The organism is Pseudomonas sp. PVC-5-1 (genome assembly GCF_057444345.1).
In genome coordinates, this window is the sequence record NZ_CM172024.1 from 1,827,246 (window position 1) to 1,843,135 (window position 15,890).

Genomic DNA, 15,890 nt, shown 5'->3' on the forward strand with positions numbered 1-15,890 from the left:
GATGTGCGTATTGCGTGAGTACACCGGGAAATGTGCCCCGGTGTACCAGGCAGCACGCATTCCAGAGACTCGGGCAAAGCGGAGATTTCTCCGCTTCGCCCGTAATGGGTTTCTGATATTCGATTAGAGGATTTTGTAATGACAGTTTGTATGCAGGGGGCCTTGATGGTCGATATCGAAGGCACAGGGCTGACGCCTGAGGATCGTCGGTTATTGCTCCAGCCTGAAGTAGCTGGTTTGATCATCTTTGCTCGTAATATTGCCCACCCGCGTCAGGTGCGGGAGCTGTGCGCTTCGGTACGTGCTTTGCGCCCTGACCTGATCATTGCGGTCGATCAGGAAGGTGGGCGGGTGCAACGCTTGCGTGAAGGGTTCGTCAGGTTGCCATCCATGCGGCAGATCGCCCAGAGCGATGATGCCGAGCGATTGGCCGGGCATTGTGGCTGGTTGATGGCAACCGAGGTGCTGGCGATCGGGCTGGATTTGAGTTTTGCTCCAGTGCTCGATCTGGATCATGGGCGCAGTGCAGTCATTGGTGCACGTGCCTTCGATGGTGATCCAGAGCGTGTCACTCAGCTGGGTGGGGCGTTCATCCGGGGCATGACTGCAGCGGGCATGGCAGCATGCGGCAAGCATTTTCCTGGGCATGGCTGGGCTGAGGCCGATTCGCATGTGGCCATTCCCGTAGATGATCGCAGCCTGGATGAACTGCGCAAGACGGACCTGGTGCCATTTACCCGATTGGCACGCCAGCTGTCGGCAGTGATGCCTGCGCATGTGATCTATCCCCAGGTCGATAGTAAGCCCGCCGGTTTTTCGAGGCGCTGGCTTCAGGACATTCTCAGGGGGGAGCTTGGCTTCGATGGCGTGATTTTCAGTGATGATCTGTCCATGGCCGGTGCCCATGTGGTCGGAGATGTTGCTGGTCGCGTCGAGGCTGCTTTCGGTGCGGGATGTGACGTGGGCCTGGTATGTAATGACCGGGCTTCGGCAGAGCTTGCTCTGCTTGCTGCGCAGCGCTTGAAAGTCAAGCCATCGCCGCGCCTTGCTCGGATGCGAGGCTTCAGTTTTGCGCGCACTGACTATCGCCAGCAGCCGCGGTGGCTGGAGGCGTTGGGGGCGTTGCGAGAGGCGCAGTTGGTCGATTGACCGCGCCGGCCCCTTCGCGGGCATGCCCGCTCCCACAGGTACGGCACCGCCCTTGAGGGCACTGATATCCCTGTGGGAGCGGGTTTACCCGCGAAGGGGCCGGCACAGGCAGCACAACAGCCTGAAAAGCAGCGCTGTACCTGTGGGAGCGGGCGTGCCCGCGAAGGGGCCGGTACAGGCAGCGAAGGATTCTGGGCTACCGCCCGCGCTTCCCGGGCAGCGGCGCAAACAGCGCTTCGATCTCTTCGTCCCCCAGCCGCCATTGCCCGGCCTGCCCGCCATCCAGCAGGCTTGCCGCAAGCGCGGCCTTCTCCTGCTGCAACAGCTGGATCTTTTCTTCCACCGTTCCCCGGGTGATCAGCTTGAACACGAATACCGGCTTGTCCTGGCCAATGCGGTAGGCGCGGTCGGTAGCCTGGTTTTCGCTGGCCGGGTTCCACCAGGGGTCGAAGTGGATCACCGTGTCCGCGGCTGTCAGGTTCAAGCCCACGCCACCCGCCTTGAGGCTGATCAGGAACACTTCGCTGTCACCCTGCTGGAACTGCTGCACCGGCGTGCGCCGGTCGCGGGTGTCGCCGGTCAGCAGGCTGTAGCGAATCTTGCGCTTCTCCAGTTCCTGCTCGATCAACGCCAGCATCGAGGTGAACTGCGAGAACAACAGCACCCGGCGCCCTTCGCTCAACAACTCTTCGAGCATTTCCAGCAACGCGCCCAGTTTGCCCTTGTCGGCCTGGTTGCCTTTGCTTTCCACCCCTTTGACCAGACGCAGGTCGCAGCATACCTGGCGCAGCTTGAGCAGGGCGTCGAGGATGACGATCTGACTGCGCGCGGCGCCATTGCGGGCGATTTCATCGCGGACTTTCTTGTCCATGGCCACCCGTACGGCCTCGTAGGTGTCACGCTGGGCATCGCTAAGCTCGACCCAGTGCACCATCTCGGTCTTGGCCGGCAGCTCGGTCGCCACCTGCTCCTTGGTGCGGCGCAGCAGGAACGGGCGGATGCGGCTGGCCAGGTGGGCCATGCGCTCGCTGTCGCCGTGGCGCTCGATCGGTGTGCGGTAGTCCTGGTTGAAACGCTTCAGGTCACCCAGCCAGCCGGGCATGAGGAAGTGGAAAATCGACCACAGCTCGCCGAGGTTGTTTTCCATTGGCGTGCCGGTCAGGCAGACGCGCTGATTGGCCCGCAGCTCGCAAACTGCGAGGGCGGCCTTGCTGGTGCTGCTCTTGATGTTCTGTGCCTCGTCCAGCACCAGCACATGCCAGGCATGGGCGCGCAGGTGCTCGAGGTCGCGCGGCACCAGGGCATAGGTGGTCAGGACCAGGTCGTATTCGTGCAGTTTGGCGAAATGCTTGCTGCGCCCCGGGCCTTGCAGGGCCAGCACGCGCAAATCGGGTGCGAAGCGCTGGGCTTCGTCCAGCCAGTTGGGCACCAGGCTGGTCGGCATCACCGCCAGGGCCGGTGCGCTCAGGCGCCCGGACTGTTTCTCCAGCAGCAGATGTGCCAGGGCCTGCAGGGTCTTGCCCAGCCCCATATCGTCGCCGAGGATGCCGCCGGTGCCCATCTCGCGCAGCGCCTGTAGCCAGTTCAGGCCTTGTTGCTGGTAAGGGCGCAGGCTGGCCTGCAGCCCGGACGGCGGTTCTACCTGCAAATCACGGGCATCGCGCAGGCGACGGCCCAGGTCGCGCACATGCTCGCCACCCTCCCAATGCAGGGGCAGGCCGTCGATGTCGTTCAGGCGTGAGGCATCGGCACGGTCCAGGCGCAGGGACGGGCCTGCGGCGTCTTCGTGCAGGTACAGTTCGCCCAAGGTGCCCATCACTGCCTTGATGCGGCCATAGGGCAAGGCAACGCGCAGGGCCGGGGCATCGAGGCGGCCACGGTTGAGGTCGATCAGCAGGTGCTCGTCGTCACTGCGCCGGGCCAGTTCGCTGGGGCGCAGCAGTTCCGGGTTGCTGCGCAGCAGTTGCAGCACGATCGGCAGCAGGCTGTGGCGCTGGCCGTCGACCACGATGCCCAGCTCCAGGTCGAACCATTCATGGCCGGGCGCTTCGTCGATGGTGGCGTACCAGTCGTCCACCTCTTGCAGGTTGAAGGCGAAGTCGCGGTGGATGTCGATTTCCCAGCCGGCCTCGCGCAGGCGCGACAGGTCTTTGCGGGCAAAGCGCAGCCAGGCTTCATCGTCGGGCAACTGGTACATTTCACCGGCGCTGTCGGGTAAAGCCTTGCTCTGCCGGGTAGCAGCCTTGAAACCCAAGTCGCGTAGCGCCTTGCGCAGCGCCTGTTCGGCCTGGGGTTGGCGGCGAATGCTTTGGCTGGTGGCGTCCACCAGGCGGGTCAGCGGCTTGTCGTCGTTGCCTATGGCGCGCAGGCCGTCGTAGTCGAACGCCAAGGCGGCACGGTGTTGCATCTGCCGTTGCATGCGGCCGGTCTTGGGCATGTAGGCGCTGAATTCGAGGCTGCCAAGGGTCAGCTGGGGCCTGGGCTGAACATGCTCGATCACTTCACTGCGCACACTTGTGGGAGTCGGGACCTGGCGGTTCAGCGCGTTCAGCCGGTGGCTCAGTGGAATGATCAGATGCTCCGGCACCGTCGGTGCGCTGGCCAGCTGGCTGGCAACGAAGGGGTCAAGATCATGCAGCAGTTTGCCGGTAAGCCCCGTCTGGGTGTCAATGTAGTAGAGGGGGTCCAGTGGCAGTGCCATATCGTGAACTTTGTCAGCGTTCTGCCAGGCGCCACGATAACTACCGTTGTCGAGCCTCACCCAGCGGAATTCGGCATGTAGTGCTGGCCCGGGGGATAACAGCGTTTGGTGGCCCAGCAGCAAGCGTCCGCTAGCCAGTGCGAACTCGTACAGCTCGGCGCCTTTTTTACCATCCAGCCTGGCAATGGGCAGGCTGGAATCTTTGCCAAGGGCGTCAACCAGCCTCAGGATGCGCAGGTCTTCATCCGTTACATAGCGTGGCGTGTAGTAGAGCAGTTCAGGCAGCGAACTGGGGCGCCCCAGGTTGAGCTGGCCATCAGCTTGCCGGGTGCCTTTGAAAACGCTGAGTATGCACCGGCCATGCTCGTTGCTGAGCAGATAGTAGAGCGAGGGGCCTTTGCGTTTGGTGGGCTCTGCAGGCGCGGCCGTAACCTCCAGTGCTTCGACCCAATGGGCAAGTTCAGGGGGCAGGTCGAGCGACTGTTGTGCGGCTTCGGTGGGGGGATGCGAAGGTTCCTGAGTGCCTTCGGGGCAATCCGGTCCCTGTTCCAGCAGGTAAAGAGCGGCGGCGCAATGCTTGCAGTTCTCGCCTACCGGGCAAGAGCACGTGCCCTCGCATTCCAGGCTATCTTCAGTCAAGTCCAGGGTAATGCGCTGGTAGTAGGTGCGGCCGGACGAACCTGTACATTGCGCGCGGATCGTCAGGTCGAGGATCGACACGATCTCGCTTCTGCCGTCCTCGGCATATTCCTGGCCGCGCCTCAGGGTCTTGCGATCAAACGCAAGAGTCCAGCCGTTGTGCCCGCGCACAAAGATCTGCGCAACGCTCTCGCTCACATCATTGCTCCATCATCTCCGGGTCCATCGCCGGCATTTTCGGCGTCCCCGGTGGTGTCACCTTCAGCAGCACGGCCAGGTGCCCACCGTCGAGGAAGGTCAGCTGGCCGCCCTTGACGTTGCTGTTGCTCTGCTTGAACTGCTCGCTTTGCAGCACGCTGCCGTTACCGTCCAGCTGGTTGACCCAGAAATTGGCCTCGACCGCGATGAAACGGCCCTCGGCGATGCTCAGGTTGCCTTCGATGGGGAAGTGGCCGAACTGCTCGGCGCCTTCACCCAAGGCGATGCGGCTGGGCTCGCTGCCCACTTGCTGCTGCCAGGCCTTGTGCATCAACACGGTGTAGTCGGCGGTGGCTTCCAGGCGGGTGGCTTCGTCTTCCAGCGCCAGGCGACGCTCGGCGTCCTTCTCCAGGCGCGGAGCGCCGGCGCTCCAGTCTTCGGGGGCAAACGGGCTGGTGAAGGCGGGCACGCTGTTCTGCCGCACCAGGATCATTTCTACCTGATACAGGCCTTCGGCGAAGGCGGCTGGGGCGAACAGCGCCAGCAGCAGGGTCAGGCAACGGATGGCACGCATGGGTCTTCCTTAGGCAGGCTGTGGGGTCAGGCGCTCGAACAGCGCCTCCAGGGTATTGAAACGTTCGTCGGGGCGCTCCATGGGCACCAGGAAACGGAACTGGGTGGCGCCTTCGAACTTGTAGCGTTTGGGCTGGCCCTGAATCAGCTTGATCAGGGTCAGCGGGTCGACCGGGGTCTCGGCCTCGAACTCGATCTTGCCGCCGTTGGGGCCGGCGTCGACTTTCTTGATGCCGAGCTTTTCCGCGTGCAGCTTGAGCGAGGTCAGGCGCATCAGGTTCTTGGTCGGCTCGGGCAGCAGGCCGAAGCGGTCGATCATTTCCACCTGCAGGTCCTTGAGGCCTTCTTCATCGGCGGCCGAGGCAATGCGCTTGTACAGGATCAGCCGTGCATGCACGTCGGGCAGGTAGTCCTCGGGGATCAGTGCCGGCAGGCGCAGGTTGATTTCCGGGCCACCGCCCAGCGGCTGCTCAAGGTTGGGCTGGGTACCCTTGCGGATCGCCTTGACTGCGCGTTCGAGCATTTCCATGTACAAGGTAAAGCCCACCGCCTGGATCTGCCCGCTCTGGCCTTCGCCCAGCAGCTCGCCGGCTCCGCGAATCTCCAGGTCGTTGGTGGCCAGCACGAAGCCGGCACCGAGGTCCTGGGTGTTGGCGATCGCCTCCAGGCGTTTTTCGGCGTCGGCGCTGACCTTCTGCCGGGTTGGCGTCAGCAGGTAGGCGTAGGCCTGGTGGTGGCTTCGGCCAACACGGCCGCGCAGTTGGTGCAGCTGGGCCAGGCCGAACTTGTCGGCGCGCTCGATGACGATCGTGTTGGCGCTGGGCACGTCGATGCCGGTTTCGATGATGGTCGAGGCCACCAGCACGTTGAAGCGCTTGTGGTAGAAATCGCTCATCACCTGTTCCAGCTCGCGCTCGCGCATCTGCCCGTGGCCGATACCGATGCGCGCCTCTGGCACCAGTTCGGCAAGGTCGGCGGCGCATTTCTCGATGGTTTTCACATCGTTGTGCAGGTAGTACACCTGGCCACCGCGCAGCAGCTCGCGCAGCAGCGCTTCCTTGACCGTGCTCTTGTTCTGCTCCATGACGAAGGTGCGTACCGACAGGCGGCGCGCCGGTGGCGTGGCGATGATCGACAGGTCGCGCATGCCCGCCACCGCCATGTTCAGCGTACGCGGGATCGGCGTGGCGGTGAGGGTGAGGATGTCCACTTCGCTGCGCAGGGCCTTGAGCTGTTCCTTCTGGCGCACGCCAAAGCGGTGCTCTTCGTCGATGATGGCCAGGCCCAGGTCCTTGAAGCGTACATCGTCCTGCAGCAGCTTGTGGGTGCCGATGAGGATGTCGATCTTGCCTTCGGCCAGATCGGCGGCGGCGTTGGCCACTTCCTTGGCCGACTTGAAGCGGCTCATCACCTCCACGGTCACCGGCCAGTCGGCAAAGCGGTCGCGGAAGCTGTTGTAGTGCTGCTGGGCGAGCAGGGTGGTGGGTACCAGCACGGCCACCTGGCGGCCGCTGTGTACGGCGATGAACGCTGCGCGCATGGCCACTTCGGTCTTGCCGAAGCCGACGTCGCCGCACACCAGGCGGTCCATCGGCTTGGGCGCCAGCATGTCGGCACGCACGGCTTCGATGGCAGCCTGCTGATCCGGGGTTTCCTCGAACGGGAAGCCGGCGCTGAAGGTGGCGTAGTCGGCGGACGGGTCGGCAAATGCATAGCCTTTGCGCGCGGCGCGGCGGGCATAGATATCGAGCAGTTCGGCGGCGACGTCGCGCACTTGTTCGGCGGCCTTGCGCTTGGCCTTCTGCCAGGCCTCCGAGCCCAGCCGGTGCAGCGGTGCCAGGGCATCGTCGCTCCCGGTGTAGCGAGCGATCAGGTGCAGGTTGGCCACCGGCACGTACAGCTTGGCGCCCTCGGCGTATTCCAGGGTGAGGAATTCGGCGGCCTGGCCGTCGATTTCCAGGGTGGCCAGGCCCAGGTAGCGGCCCACGCCATGGTCGATGTGCACCACCGGCGCGCCTTCGCGCAGCTCGGTCAGGTTCTTGATCACCGCGTCGTTGGCGGTTTCGCCGCGCTTGTCGCGGCGCCGGCGCTGCATGACCCGCTGGCCGAACAGCGGGCTTTCGGCGATCAGGGCCAGGCCTGGGGCGTCCAGCAGCAGGCCTTCGTCCAGTGGGGCGATGGTGATTGCCAGGCGTTCGCTGCCGGTGATGAAGTCGGCCCAGCCGTCGACGGTATGCGGGCGCAGTTTCAGCCGCTCGAGCAGCTCCAGCAGCACTTCGCGGCGGCCCGCCGATTCGGCGGTGAACAACACCCGGCCGGGGAACTGGTCGAGGAAGTTGGCCAGTTCGGCCAGGGGCTGGTTGGCCTTGGCCTCGATTGCCAGGTTGGGCAGGGGGCGTGCCGGGAAGCGCTCGCGACCCACACCCGGGTCGAGGTCTTCGGTGCTGACCACTACCCGTGGCCATTGCTTGAGCCGGGCAAAGCAGTCTTCCACCGGCAGGAACAGCTCGGCCGGCGGCAGCAGCGGCCGGCTCAGGTCGCCACGGCGGTCTTCATAACGCCCGCGCACGTCGTTCCAGAAGTGTTCGGCGGCCTGTTCCACGCCGGGCAGCGAGAACACTTGGGTGTCGGCCGGCAGGTAGTCGAACAGGGTCGAGGTTTCTTCGAAGAACAACGGCAGGTAGTACTCGATGCCGGCGGGGATGATGCCGCTGGCCAGGTCCTGGAAGATTGCACTGCGGCGGAAATCGACATCGAAGCGTTCGCGGAAGCGCGCCTTGAAGCGGGTCACTTCCTCTTTCTGCATCGGGAACTCGCGCGCCGGCAGCAGGCGCACCGAATCCACTTTGTCGATCGAGCGCTGGGTCTCGGGGTCGAAGGTGCGCAGCGTCTCGATCTCGTCATCGAACAGATCGATACGGTAGGGCAGCTTGCTGCCCATCGGGAACAGGTCGATCAACGCGCCGCGCACGGCGAACTCGCCATGCTCGTAGACGGTGTCGACGCAGCGATAGCCACTGGCCTCCAGGCGCAGGCGCATCTGCTCCACGTCGATGGTCTGGCCCACGTCCAGCACCAGGCTGCTGCCCAGCAGGAAGCGGGTCGGCGCCAGGCGGTGCAGGGCGGTGGTGACCGGCACCACCAGGATGCCGTGGCTCAGCTCGGGCAGGCGGTAGAGGCTGGCGATGCGCTGGGAAATGATGTCCTGGTGCGGCGAGAACAGGTCGTAGGGCAGGGTTTCCCAATCAGGGAACGGCAGCACCGGCAGGTCCGGGGCAAAGAAGCGAAGTTCCTGTTCCAGACGATCGGCAGCCTGGCTGTCGGCAGTCAGCAGCAAAGTGAAGCGGCCCGCGCTGCTGGCGGCCTCGGCGATGGCCAGGCTGAGGGCGGCACCGGGTAGATTGCCCCAGGTTTGTTTGCCGGCCGTGGCCGACATTTGCGGTAGGCGCAGAACTGACACGGGAGATTGCACTCCAAGCGTTGCGGCAAAGAGATCGATTGTACCGGTGACGGTGCCGGCTGTCAGGTTCGAAAGGGCATGAACGCTGGCTTGCGTGGCCGCGACAGGCACTCATTGCCCGCAACGCGTTGGGGCGTCATAATGTAGCCCCTTTTTTCTGTCCCTACATGTGGAAGGTTCCCGTGACTCAGAAGCCCGACCAGTGTCTTGGTGAGTGGATCGATCGTGAAGCCCTGGCTGAAGCGATGATCCCGCTTATCGGTCAGCTCTACCGCAACAACAACGTGGTGAGCTCGATTTATGGCCGTAGCCTGATCAACCGTTCGGTTATCTCGATCCTCAAGGCGCACCGCTTTGCGCGTCATCGTCAAGCCGACGAAACCGAACTGTCCGTCCACGAGACATTCCCCCTGCTCAAGGCCATGAGCGAGCTGAAACTGGGCGCCGCTTCGGTCGACCTGGGCAAGCTGGCCAACAAGTTCAAGCAGGAAGGCAATGGCCGCACTGCCGAGCAGTTCGTCCGTGAAGAACTGGCCGAGGTGGTTGGTCAGCAGAACGCTTCGGCGCGCAAAGGCACCGACGTTGTCCTGTACGGCTTCGGCCGCATCGGACGCCTGCTGGCGCGCATCCTGATCGAGAAGACCGGTGGCGGCGACGGCCTGCGCCTGCGCGCCATCGTCGTGCGCAAGGGCGCCGAGAACGACCTGGTCAAGCGTGCCAGCCTGCTGCGCCGTGACTCGGTGCACGGCCCGTTCGATGGCACCATCACCATCGACGAAGCCAACAACACCATCACCGCCAACGGCAACCTGATCCAGGTTATCTACGCCAAGAGCCCGAGCGAAGTCGACTACACCCAGTACGGCATCGAAAACGCGCTGATCGTCGACAACACCGGCGTATGGCGTGATGCCGACGGCCTGGGTCAGCACCTGGCCTGCCCGGGCGCTGCCCGCGTGATCCTCACCGCACCTGGCAAGGGCGCGCTGAAGAACATCGTGCACGGCATCAACCACGGTGACATCGCTGCCGATGACAAGATCATCTCGGCCGCTTCCTGCACCACCAACGCCATCGTGCCGGTGCTCAAGGCCATCAACGACCAGTACGGCATCGTCAACGGCCACGTCGAAACCGTTCACTCGTTCACCAACGACCAGAACCTGATCGACAACTTCCACAAGGGCAGCCGCCGCGGCCGCGCCGCGCCGCTGAACATGGTCATCACCGAAACCGGCGCCGCCACTGCTGCCGCCAAGGCACTGCCAGTGCTGAAGGGCAAGCTGACCGGCAACGCCATTCGCGTACCGACGCCGAACGTTTCGATGGCCATCCTCAACCTGAACCTCGAGAAGGCCACCAGCCGCGACGAGATCAACGAGTACCTGCGCCAGACCGCCATGCACTCGGAACTGCACAAGCAGATCGATTACGTCAGCTCGCAGGAAGTGGTTTCGACCGACTTCGTCGGTTCGCGCCACGCCGGTGTGGTTGACGCCGAGGCGACCATCTGCAATGACAACCGCGTTGTTCTGTACGTCTGGTACGACAACGAATTCGGTTACAGCTGCCAGGTGGTTCGTGTGATGGAAGAGATGGCCGGTGTGAACCCGCCAGCGTTTCCGCACTGATACGCTTGTAAGGCAATGAAAAAACGGGAACCTTCGGGTTCCCGTTTTTTTTCGCCTGATTAACTGATCGGGCATTTACTGTGCCTGTACTGGCCCTTTCGCGGGCACGCCCGCTCCCACAGGGATATCACAGGGCTGGAGGGCAGTGGGGTACCTGTGGGAGCGGGCGTGCCCGCGAAAGGGCCAGTACAGACATTCGAGATCTCGATAATTGCGCGCATTTCTTTGTTTCTTGCTCATGCTGCTCACCGCCTGCAACCAGGGCCCCACCCTGGAGCGCCTGGGCGGCCCGACCATGGGCAGCAGCTACAGCATCCAGTACGTGCGCGAACCCGGCGGCCCGGCGCCGGTTCAGGTGCAGGCGGCAGTGGAAACCATTCTGCACGACATCGACCAGCACTACTCGACCTACCGCGGCGACTCCACCATCAGCCGTTTCAACCAGTTGCCCGCCAACCAGTGCCTGGTGCTGCCGGCCGACATGCTCGAACTGGTCAGCCTTGGTCAGCACCTGGCCGAGCAGAGCGGCGGCGCCTTCGACCTTACCGTCGAACCCTTGCTCGACCTGTGGGGCTTCGGCCCCCAGGCCCGTCACGAACAGGTGCCCGACCCGTCGGCCCTGGCCCAGGTGCGCCAGCGCGTGGGCTACCGGCACTTGCACATCGACGGCCAGGCCCTGTGCAAGGACGCCCCGGTGCAGCTCGACTTCAACAGCATCGCCGCCGGGCATGCCGTCGACCTCATCGCCGCGCGCCTGCAGGCCATGGGCGTGGCCAACTTTGTCGCCGAAGCCACCGGCGAGCTCAAGGCCACCGGCCGCAAACCGGATGGCAGCCCCTGGCGCATCGCCCTGGAGCTACCCCGCGAAGATCGCCAGATAGCCCGCCAGATCATCCCGGTCAATGGCCTTTCGGTATCGACCTCGGGTGACTATCGGCACTATTTCGAGGAGAATGGCCGGCGCTATTCGCACACCTTCGATGCCCGCCTCGGGCGCCCGGTGCAGCACGACCTGGCCGCAGTCACCGTGCTCGATGCCTCGGCGCTGCAGGCCGACGGCTATTCGACGCTGCTGTTGATCCTGGGCCCGGAACGTGGCTGGGATTTTGCCGTGGCGCATGGCCTTGCCGCGGTATTGGTGACTCGGGCCGAGGGTGGCTTCGTCTCCCGAGCTACGCCCGCATTCGAACGGGCAGTGAAAGGCGAGTGAAAGCACAAGCAGGGATGATCGCCGCCAGGGAATGGTTCACACATGTAGTGCGGGCGAAATTGGCCTACGACGCGACCAAGGGTTAATGTGCGCGGCGTTCACGCTTGATTAGACTGCACCCGAATTTTCTCATGGCGCCCCGGCGGCATGATCGCGCCCCGCGAGCGACCGTAGCTTGCGGGCCAGTTCTGAAGGAGTACGCATGGCTGTCTACAACTACGACGTAGTGGTGCTGGGTTCCGGCCCGGCCGGAGAAGGTGCGGCAATGAACGCCGCCAAAGCAGGGCGCAAGGTGGCGATGGTCGATAGCCGTCGCCAGGTCGGGGGCAACTGCACCCACCTGGGCACCATCCCGTCCAAGGCACTGCGTCACTCGGTGCGGCAGATCATGCAGTTCAACACCAACCCGATGTTCCGTGCCATCGGTGAGCCGCGCTGGTTCTCGTTCCCCGACGTGCTGAAAAGCGCCGAGAAGGTCATCGCCAAGCAGGTAGCGTCGCGCACCGGCTACTACGCACGTAACCGCGTGGATGTGTTCTTCGGCACCGGCAGCTTCGCCGACGAGCAGACCGTCGAAGTGGTCTGCCCGAACGGTGTGGTGGAAAAGCTCAACGCCAAGCACATCATCATCGCCACCGGCTCGCGCCCGTACCGCCCGGCCGATATCGACTTCCACCACCCGCGCGTCTACGACAGCGACACCATCCTCAGCCTCAGCCACACCCCACGCAAATTGATCGTGTACGGAGCCGGCGTGATCGGTTGCGAATACGCCTCGATCTTCAGCGGCCTGGGTGTATTGGTAGAGCTGGTAGACAACCGTGGCCAGTTGCTGAGCTTCCTCGACTCGGAAATTTCCCAGGCGCTGAGCTACCACTTCAGCAACAACAACATCACCGTGCGCCACAACGAAGAGTATGAGCGCGTCGAAGGCCTGGACAACGGGGTGATCCTGCACCTGAAGTCGGGCAAGAAGATCAAGGCCGACGCCTTGCTGTGGTGCAACGGCCGTACCGGCAACACTGACAAGCTGGGCCTGGAAAACATCGGCATCAAGGTCAACAGCCGCGGCCAGATCGAGGTCGACGAGGCTTACCGCACCAGCGTGCCGAACATCTACGGTGCCGGCGACGTGATCGGCTGGCCAAGCCTGGCCAGCGCTGCCCATGACCAGGGCCGTTCGGCAGCTGGCAGCATCGTGGACAATGGCAGCTGGCGCTTCGTCAATGATGTGCCGACCGGTATCTATACCATTCCGGAGATCAGCTCGATCGGCAAGAACGAGCAGGAACTGACCCAGGCCAAGGTGCCGTACGAAGTGGGCAAAGCCTTCTTCAAGAGCATGGCTCGTGCACAGATCGCCGGCGAGCCGCAAGGCATGCTGAAGATCCTGTTCCACCGCGAAACACTGGAGGTGCTGGGCGTACACTGCTTCGGCTACCAGGCTTCGGAAATCGTCCATATCGGCCAGGCCGTGATGAACCAGCCGGGCGAGCTGAACAACCTGAAGTATTTCGTCAACACCACGTTCAACTACCCGACCATGGCCGAAGCCTATCGGGTAGCTGCCTACGATGGCCTGAACCGGCTTTTTTGAGTGGCTCCGACCGGTGGCCTGAGCCGGTCGGAGAGACCGATTTCAACCCTGCCCGAGGGTGGTCCTGGCCAAACCGGGAAAGTCTGTAATCAGGCTGTCCACACCGAAGTCAGCGAGCCGGCGCATCAGTGCCGGTTCGTTGACCGTCCACACCGACACGTGCAAACCCTGGGCCTGGGCTTTCAGCAGGCGCTCGGGGGTGCACAGCGTCCAGTTCAATGCCAGCAGGTTGCAGCCGTAGTTCTGTGCCACCTTCAATGGGTCGAGCCAGGCGTATTCGGCTACCAGTCCGCGTTTGACGTCCGGCACCAGCTCCAGGGCGGCACCCAGCACTTCGCGTGAGCTGGAGGTAATGGTCACCTTGTCCAGCAGGCCGTACTGCTGGGCCAGTTCGCGGATCGCCAGCACGGTGGTCGCGGCGCGGGTACGCGAGGCGCTTTTCACTTCCAGCTGCCAATGCTCGAACGGGCACTTCTGGAACAGTTCTTCCAGCCTCGGAATCGGGCAGGGCTGGACATGGCCCGGGCCGCCTTTGCGGGCATCTATCTTGACCAGGTCTGCGGCCGGGTGCTCGACCACCTTGCCGCGTTTGCCGGTGGTGCGCTTGAGGGTCGGGTCGTGGATCACCATCAGCTCGTTGTCGGCCGACAGGTGCAGGTCCAGCTCGCAGCGGGTCACGCCATGGGCGAGGCATTGCTGGAAGCTCTTCAGGGTATTCTCGGGCGCTTCGCCCTTGGCGCCGCGGTGGCCGTAGATCAGGGTCACGTTCGTTCCTTCAAATCAGAGAAAAATGGGCTCAGGAGGCGGGGTCGTTCTGTTCCAGCTGCTGGCGCCGTTGCTGCTGCTGGCGTTGCAGGATGTAGCGGGCCAGCAATTGCCGTTGGGCGTCGGTCATGTCGGTGAATTCGGTGCCGACCTCGAAGCCGCCCTCCGGGCGCGGGTCGCAATGGGTGACCTTGCCGCGCAGCAGCAGGCCGTGGGCGCGCGGCATCAGCACCATCTTCACCTTCACCCGGGTGCCGGGGGCAACCGCTGAGGCTTGTGCGAACTCGATGCCGCCTTCGGAAATGACCACCGGCTGGGGCTGGCCAACTTCGCCGAGCAGGGTCTGGGCAACTACTGCGCTAAGCAGGTCGAGGCGTTTGTTCTGCGCGCGCAGGAAAGCGGCGAGGGTGCGGTCCTTCTCGCTCAGCTGGCGCAGCAGGTGCTGCGACTCGAAGTCGGACAGGTGCAGCTCGCTGAGCAGGTTGAACAGAGGCGAATCATCTTGCAACACATCTGGGTCAAGGGCTTCGGCCGCGCTGAGGGGGCTGATTTGAAGTGCGATCCGATCTTCGATGCGGTAGTATTCGCGGCGATCTTCTTCGTCTAATGTCGTCATGGCGAACCCAAGGTAGCGGCGGTGGTCCGAGTGTAAAGCCGCCGTAGGCGCCTCGCCACAAGGACGTTCCCTTTCATCCGAACAAGCCCCGACATGTTCAGACCTCTTTTCGCATTCATCGGCACGCGTTATACCCGTGCCAAACGTCGCAATCACTTCGTCTCGTTCATTTCCCTGACCTCGATGATCGGCCTCGCCCTGGGCGTGGTGGTGATGATCGTGGTGCTCTCGGTCATGAACGGTTTCGACCACGAGATGCGTACCCGCGTGTTGGGCATGATCCCCCATGCCACGCTGGAGAGCGGCCAGCCCATTGCCGACTGGCCGGCCCTTGCCCAACAAGTAAAGCAGAATCCGCAGGTGGTGGCGGTTGCGCCCTTCACCCAGATGCAGGGCCTGCTGACCCACGAAGGCAAGGTGCAGAAGGTGCTGCTCAACGGCATCGACCCGGCCCGCGAGCGCGAAGTGTCGATCATCGACAAGTTCGTCCTGCAAGGCCGCCTGGACCAGCTGGCGCCGGGCGAGTGGGGCATCATGATCGGCGACAAGGCCGCGGCCAAGCTGGGCGTGGGCATCGGCGACAAGCTCACCTTCGTCGCCCCCGAGGTCAGTGTGACCCCGGCCGGCATGTTCCCGCGCATGAAGCGCTTCACCGTGGTCGGTACCTTCCACGTGGGCGCGGGCGAAATCGACGGCTACCTGGGCCTGACCAACATCAGCGACCTGTCCCGGCTGCACCGCTGGAAGCCTGACCAGGTCCAGGGCCTGCGCCTGAAGTTCGACGACCTGTTCCAGGCGCCGCGGGTGGCCTGGGACATCGCCCAGCGCCTGGGGGACCAGGAGTTCTACAGCCGTGACTGGACCCGCACCCACGGCAACCTGTACCAGGCGATCCGCATGGAAAAGGCCATGATCGGCCTGCTGTTGCTGCTGATCGTGGCGGTGGCGGCGTTCAACATCATTTCCACCCTGGTGATGGTGGTCAACGACAAGCGTGGCGACATCGCCATTCTGCGTACCTTGGGCGCCACGCCTGGGCAGATCATGCTCATCTTCATGGTCCAGGGCACGGTGATCGGGGTGATCGGTACCCTGATCGGCGCCGTGGTCGGGATCGTCGCCGCGCTGAACGTCAGTGCGGTGATCGCCGGCATCGAGAAACTGATCGGGCACAAGTTCCTCAACGCCGACGTGTACTTCATCGATTACCTGCCGTCGCAGATCCAGGCCCAGGACGTATACATGGTCTGTGGTGCGGCGCTGGTCCTGAGTTTCTTCGCCACCCTGTACCCGGCCTGGCGTGCGGCCCGCACCCAGCCTGCAGAGGCGCTACGTTATGAGTGAGTCGCGC

The 15,890-nt window shown here is 63.7% G+C and carries 10 protein-coding genes; 5 read left to right on the plus strand and 5 right to left on the minus strand.

Going from position 1 to position 15,890, the window contains the following annotated elements; all coding sequences use genetic code 11:
- The first annotated feature begins 150 nt into the window (after positions 1-150).
- Positions 151-1,149: a beta-N-acetylhexosaminidase gene (gene nagZ / locus AC2T3R_RS08330; protein ID WP_178075723.1), complete on the plus strand. Its 999-nt coding sequence runs from the start codon at positions 151-153 to the stop codon at positions 1,147-1,149.
- 196 nt (positions 1,150-1,345) lie between these two features.
- Here the strand turns inward: nagZ and AC2T3R_RS08335 are convergent, their stop codons facing one another.
- The 3 genes from AC2T3R_RS08335 to mfd are packed head-to-tail and all read right to left on the minus strand — an operon-like array spanning position 1,346 to position 8,720.
- Positions 1,346-4,687, minus strand: coding sequence for a DEAD/DEAH box helicase (locus AC2T3R_RS08335; RefSeq protein WP_367245543.1), 3,342 nt, complete (start codon positions 4,685-4,687; stop codon positions 1,346-1,348).
- A 1-nt stretch (position 4,688) separates the two neighbouring features.
- Positions 4,689-5,261 carry a CsiV family protein gene (locus AC2T3R_RS08340; RefSeq protein WP_410952564.1) on the minus strand — a complete coding sequence of 191 codons (573 nt, stop codon included), beginning with the start codon at positions 5,259-5,261 and terminating at the stop codon, positions 4,689-4,691.
- A 9-nt stretch (positions 5,262-5,270) separates the two neighbouring features.
- On the minus strand, positions 5,271-8,720 hold the full coding sequence (mfd, locus tag AC2T3R_RS08345) for a transcription-repair coupling factor (protein WP_486744915.1): 3,450 nt from the start codon (positions 8,718-8,720) through the stop codon (positions 5,271-5,273).
- 167 nt (positions 8,721-8,887) lie between these two features.
- Between mfd and AC2T3R_RS08350 the strand changes: the two genes are divergently transcribed.
- The 3 genes from AC2T3R_RS08350 (at position 8,888) to sthA (ending at position 13,158) form a co-directional block, all read left to right on the plus strand.
- Positions 8,888-10,351: a glyceraldehyde-3-phosphate dehydrogenase gene (locus AC2T3R_RS08350; RefSeq protein WP_031324543.1), complete on the plus strand. Its 1,464-nt coding sequence runs from the start codon at positions 8,888-8,890 to the stop codon at positions 10,349-10,351.
- Between the two features lie 211 nt (positions 10,352-10,562).
- Positions 10,563-11,561, plus strand: a complete 999-nt coding sequence (locus AC2T3R_RS08355) for an FAD:protein FMN transferase (RefSeq protein ID WP_410952562.1) — start codon at positions 10,563-10,565, stop codon at positions 11,559-11,561.
- 202 nt (positions 11,562-11,763) lie between these two features.
- On the plus strand, positions 11,764-13,158 hold the full coding sequence (gene sthA, locus AC2T3R_RS08360; protein WP_013971726.1) for a Si-specific NAD(P)(+) transhydrogenase: 1,395 nt from the start codon (positions 11,764-11,766) through the stop codon (positions 13,156-13,158).
- A 42-nt stretch (positions 13,159-13,200) separates the two neighbouring features.
- On the opposite strand, the gene AC2T3R_RS08365 is transcribed toward sthA, so the two are convergent.
- A complete protein-coding gene (locus AC2T3R_RS08365; RefSeq protein WP_013971727.1) occupies positions 13,201-13,923 on the minus strand; it encodes a glycerophosphodiester phosphodiesterase in 723 nt (240 codons plus the stop codon).
- Positions 13,924-13,954: 31 nt separating this feature from the next.
- The gene (locus tag AC2T3R_RS08370) at positions 13,955-14,539 is read right to left on the minus strand and encodes a PilZ domain-containing protein (RefSeq protein WP_410952561.1); all 585 of its coding nucleotides are present in this window, start codon (positions 14,537-14,539) and stop codon (positions 13,955-13,957) included.
- 93 nt (positions 14,540-14,632) lie between these two features.
- Here AC2T3R_RS08370 and AC2T3R_RS08375 point away from each other — a divergent pair, with 93 nt between their 5' ends.
- Entirely contained in the window at positions 14,633-15,883 is a 1,251-nt protein-coding gene (locus tag AC2T3R_RS08375; RefSeq protein WP_015269543.1) for a lipoprotein-releasing ABC transporter permease subunit, read from the plus strand.
- Positions 15,884-15,890: the final 7 nt, after the last annotated feature.

Bases quoted from the DNA above. Each gene is read 5' to 3' on its own strand.
- AC2T3R_RS08350 (WP_031324543.1), top strand. From the start codon at position 8,888: ATGTGGAAGGTTCCCGTGACTCAGAAGCCCGACCAGTGTCTTGGTGAG.
- AC2T3R_RS08370 (WP_410952561.1), bottom strand. From the start codon at position 14,539: ATGACGACATTAGACGAAGAAGATCGCCGCGAATACTACCGCATCGAA.
- sthA (WP_013971726.1), top strand. From the start codon at position 11,764: ATGGCTGTCTACAACTACGACGTAGTGGTGCTGGGTTCCGGCCCGGCC.
- AC2T3R_RS08375 (WP_015269543.1), top strand. From the start codon at position 14,633: ATGTTCAGACCTCTTTTCGCATTCATCGGCACGCGTTATACCCGTGCC.
- AC2T3R_RS08340 (WP_410952564.1), bottom strand. From the start codon at position 5,261: ATGCGTGCCATCCGTTGCCTGACCCTGCTGCTGGCGCTGTTCGCCCCA.
- nagZ (WP_178075723.1), top strand. From the start codon at position 151: ATGCAGGGGGCCTTGATGGTCGATATCGAAGGCACAGGGCTGACGCCT.